Source organism: Variovorax sp. P4_D9 (assembly GCF_056401695.1).
The window spans coordinates 1-2930 of sequence record NZ_JBFUIU010000991.1 but is presented as its reverse complement, the minus strand read 5'-3'; the positions used below and the strand labels follow the sequence as shown (position 1 = coordinate 2930).

Below are 2930 nucleotides of genomic sequence, written 5' to 3'. Positions count from 1 at the left end.
GTATACCGCCAGCAAGCACGCGGCGCTTGGGTTGACCCGCTCGGTGGCGCTCGAATATGCGACGCGTGGCATACGCATCAATGCGGTGTCTCCAGGCCCGATCCTCACGCCGCTCACGCGTGGCAACAAGGAACGCACGGATGTCATTGCCGGCTTGACCGCCATGAAGCGCATGGGTGAGCCGATCGAGATCGCCAAGACCGTGTCGTTCCTGCTGTCGCCCGACGCATCGTTCATCACGGGGGCTGAAATCGTGGTCGACGGCGGCGTGATGTTGTCGTAGAACGATCATGATGGCCGGCTTTCCCGGATGGATCGGGCGCATGCTTCGCGGCATGCGCGCCGGCATCGGCAAGACAATGATCCACGACCCGGCGTTGGCGGGGGTTCCGTCGAGCATCGTTGTCGCCAGCAGTGCTTTCGCGAGTGGTGGCAACATCCCGCGCCAACACAGCGCTGATGGCGAGCGCATCTCGCCCGCGCTGGCATGGCATGGCGTGCCTGCAAACACGAAGAGTCTCACCCTCCTGATCGAGGATGCTGACAGTCCGACGCCATCACCTTTCGTGCACCTGGTCGCCTGGGGCTTGCCGGGATGCGACGGTGAACTTGCTGCGGGAGCGTGCAACCTCAAGGCTGGCGCCTCAACCGATGGCGCCGCGGACTTCCGGCTGGGCCGCAACGGCCTTTTCGGTCTCGGCTATACACCGCCGGACCCGCCGCCCGGACACGGCCCGCACCGCTACCTGTTCCAGATCTTCGCCCTCGACCGGTCGCTGCCGTTCCGCTCGGCCCCAAGCCGCCGTTCACTCGCGAAAGAGCTGCGGCGTTCGGTCATTGCCAAGGGTGTGCTTGAAGGTGTGTACGAGCGAGCCTGAAATTCCGTTCGCCGCGTAGCCACAAAACGATCAACATCTATGCAAGAGACTGTCACTACTGAAGCGCTTGAGACCTTCGATCTTCATATCGGAGGTCGCCGCGAGAAAGCCTGCGGCGGCGGGTACATCCCCACTGACAATCCCTACACCGGCCGTGTTTGGGGGCGGATTGCCCGCGGAACCGCGCCGGACGTCGACCGGGCCGTCGAAGCGGCGCGCCAGGCGCTTTCACCGTGGAACGCACTGAAGCCGGCGGAACGCGGACGCATGTTGCTGAAGATGGCCGATCTCGTGGAGGCCAACGCCGCGCATCTGGCGACGGCCGAAGTGCGTGACAACGGAAAGCTCCTAGCTGAGATGCTGCCGCAAATGCGGCTGGTTTCCGAATGGTTCCGGTACTACGGTGGCCTGGCCGACAAGATCGAGGGTGCGGTCATCCCGACAGGCAAGCCCGACATGCTGACGTTCACGCGGTACGAGCCTCTGGGTGTCGTGGCGCTGGTCACGCCGTGGAACTCCCCGCTCCTGTTGCTCGCGCACAAGTTGCCGACGGCGCTTGCCGCCGGAAATACGGTCGTGATCAAACCTTCGGAGTTCACCTCGGCGTCCACGTTGCAGTTCGTCGAGCTGTTCGCGCAGGCCGGCTTTCCTGCGGGCGTGGTCAACGTGGTCACTGGTTTCGGCCATGAGGCGGGTGCCGCGCTGGTGGCGCACCCCGACGTCGCCAAGATCGCCATGACAGGCTCGGAAACGGGCGGCCGAAGGATTAACGAGGCGGCGGCGAGTCATTTCAAGCACGTGGCACTGGAGTTGGGTGGCAAATCACCGAACATTGTTTTCGAGGATGCGGACTTCGACGCTGCCGTGATCGGCGCAATCGCTGGCATCTTCGCTGCCAGCGGCCAAACTTGCATCGCGGGCTCGCGCCTCTTGGTGCAGCGCTCCATCCACGATCAATTCGTCGAGCGCTTGGTGCAAATCGCGGGCGAGGCCCGCATCGGCGACCCCATGGCTGCGGGCACCCATGTGGGGCCGGTGGCAACGCCGCCGCAATACGAAAAAGTGCTGCAGTACATCGCGATCGCCAAGGGCGAGGGCGCGAATTGCGTGTTGGGCGGAGGCCCGTACACCGGGGCAGGTGCGCAGGGGGGGCGCTTCATTGCGCCGACCGTCTTCACTGGCGTGCACAACCAGATGCGCATTGCGCGCGAAGAGGTTTTCGGCCCGGTGCTCGCAGTGATCCCGTTCGACACCGAGGAAGAAGCCTTCGCCATTGCCAATGACACCGAATACGGACTGGCGGCGGGTGTCTGGACGTCCGACATCGGCCGGGCCATGCGCGCCGCGGAGCGGTTGCAGGCTGGCACGGTGTGGGTCAACACCTATCGCGTCGGGGGCACCTCGACGCCTTTCGGCGGCTACAAGCACAGTGGCCTCGGACGCGAGGGCGGTGTGGAAGCCATCAAAGAATGGCTCCAGACCAAGACGGTATGGATCTGCGGCAAGCCGGATGCCAACCATCCGTTCGTCATGCGGCACTGAATCGATCAAACAGGAAAACGTCATGGAAATTCGACAGAAGGGGTGTGTCGTCACGGGCGCAGGCAGCGGCATCGGCCGCGGCATTGCGCTGGCACTGGCAGAGGCCGGCGCGAGCGGCATCGTCGTTGCGGACGTCCAGATGGAGCGCGCCAGCGAGGTGTGCGCGGAGCTTGAAGCGAAGGGCGTGAAGGCTCGCCCGTTCCACTGCGATGTGCGCCGGGCTGACGCCGTCGAGCAGCTGGCCGAATTCGCATGGTGTGAACTCGGGCACGTCGAGATCCTGTGCAACAACGCGGGTGTCATCAAGACCGGCGCGGGGTTCGATACCACCGATGAAGACTTGCGTTGGCAGTTCGAAGTCAACGTCTACGGCGTGTTCAACGGCTGCCGCGCCTTCGGCCGACGCTTTCTCGCGGCTGGCGCGCGCGCCTGGATCTGCAATACGGCCTCGCACCACGCGGTGGGCACACCGACCAAAGGCGTTGCCACCTACGTGGCCACCAAGCACGC

Annotated in this window: 4 protein-coding genes; all 4 read left to right on the top strand. The window is 64.5% G+C overall.

The genetic code is table 11. The annotated features are described in order from the left end of the window. A partial coding sequence (locus tag AC1DY5_RS49665) for an SDR family NAD(P)-dependent oxidoreductase (protein ID WP_478121677.1) occupies positions 1–283 on the top strand: 283 nt, incomplete at its 5' end. A 7-nt stretch (positions 284–290) separates the two neighbouring features. Further along, positions 291–878, top strand: a complete 588-nt coding sequence (locus tag AC1DY5_RS49660) for a YbhB/YbcL family Raf kinase inhibitor-like protein (protein WP_478121676.1) — start codon at positions 291–293, stop codon at positions 876–878. A gap of 39 nt (positions 879–917) precedes the next feature. Further along, complete coding sequence (locus tag AC1DY5_RS49655; RefSeq protein WP_478121675.1) at positions 918–2420, top strand: aldehyde dehydrogenase; 1503 nt, start codon at positions 918–920, stop codon at positions 2418–2420. 22 nt (positions 2421–2442) lie between these two features. Beyond that, a partial coding sequence (locus tag AC1DY5_RS49650; protein ID WP_478121674.1) for an SDR family NAD(P)-dependent oxidoreductase occupies positions 2443–2930 on the top strand: 488 nt, incomplete at its 3' end.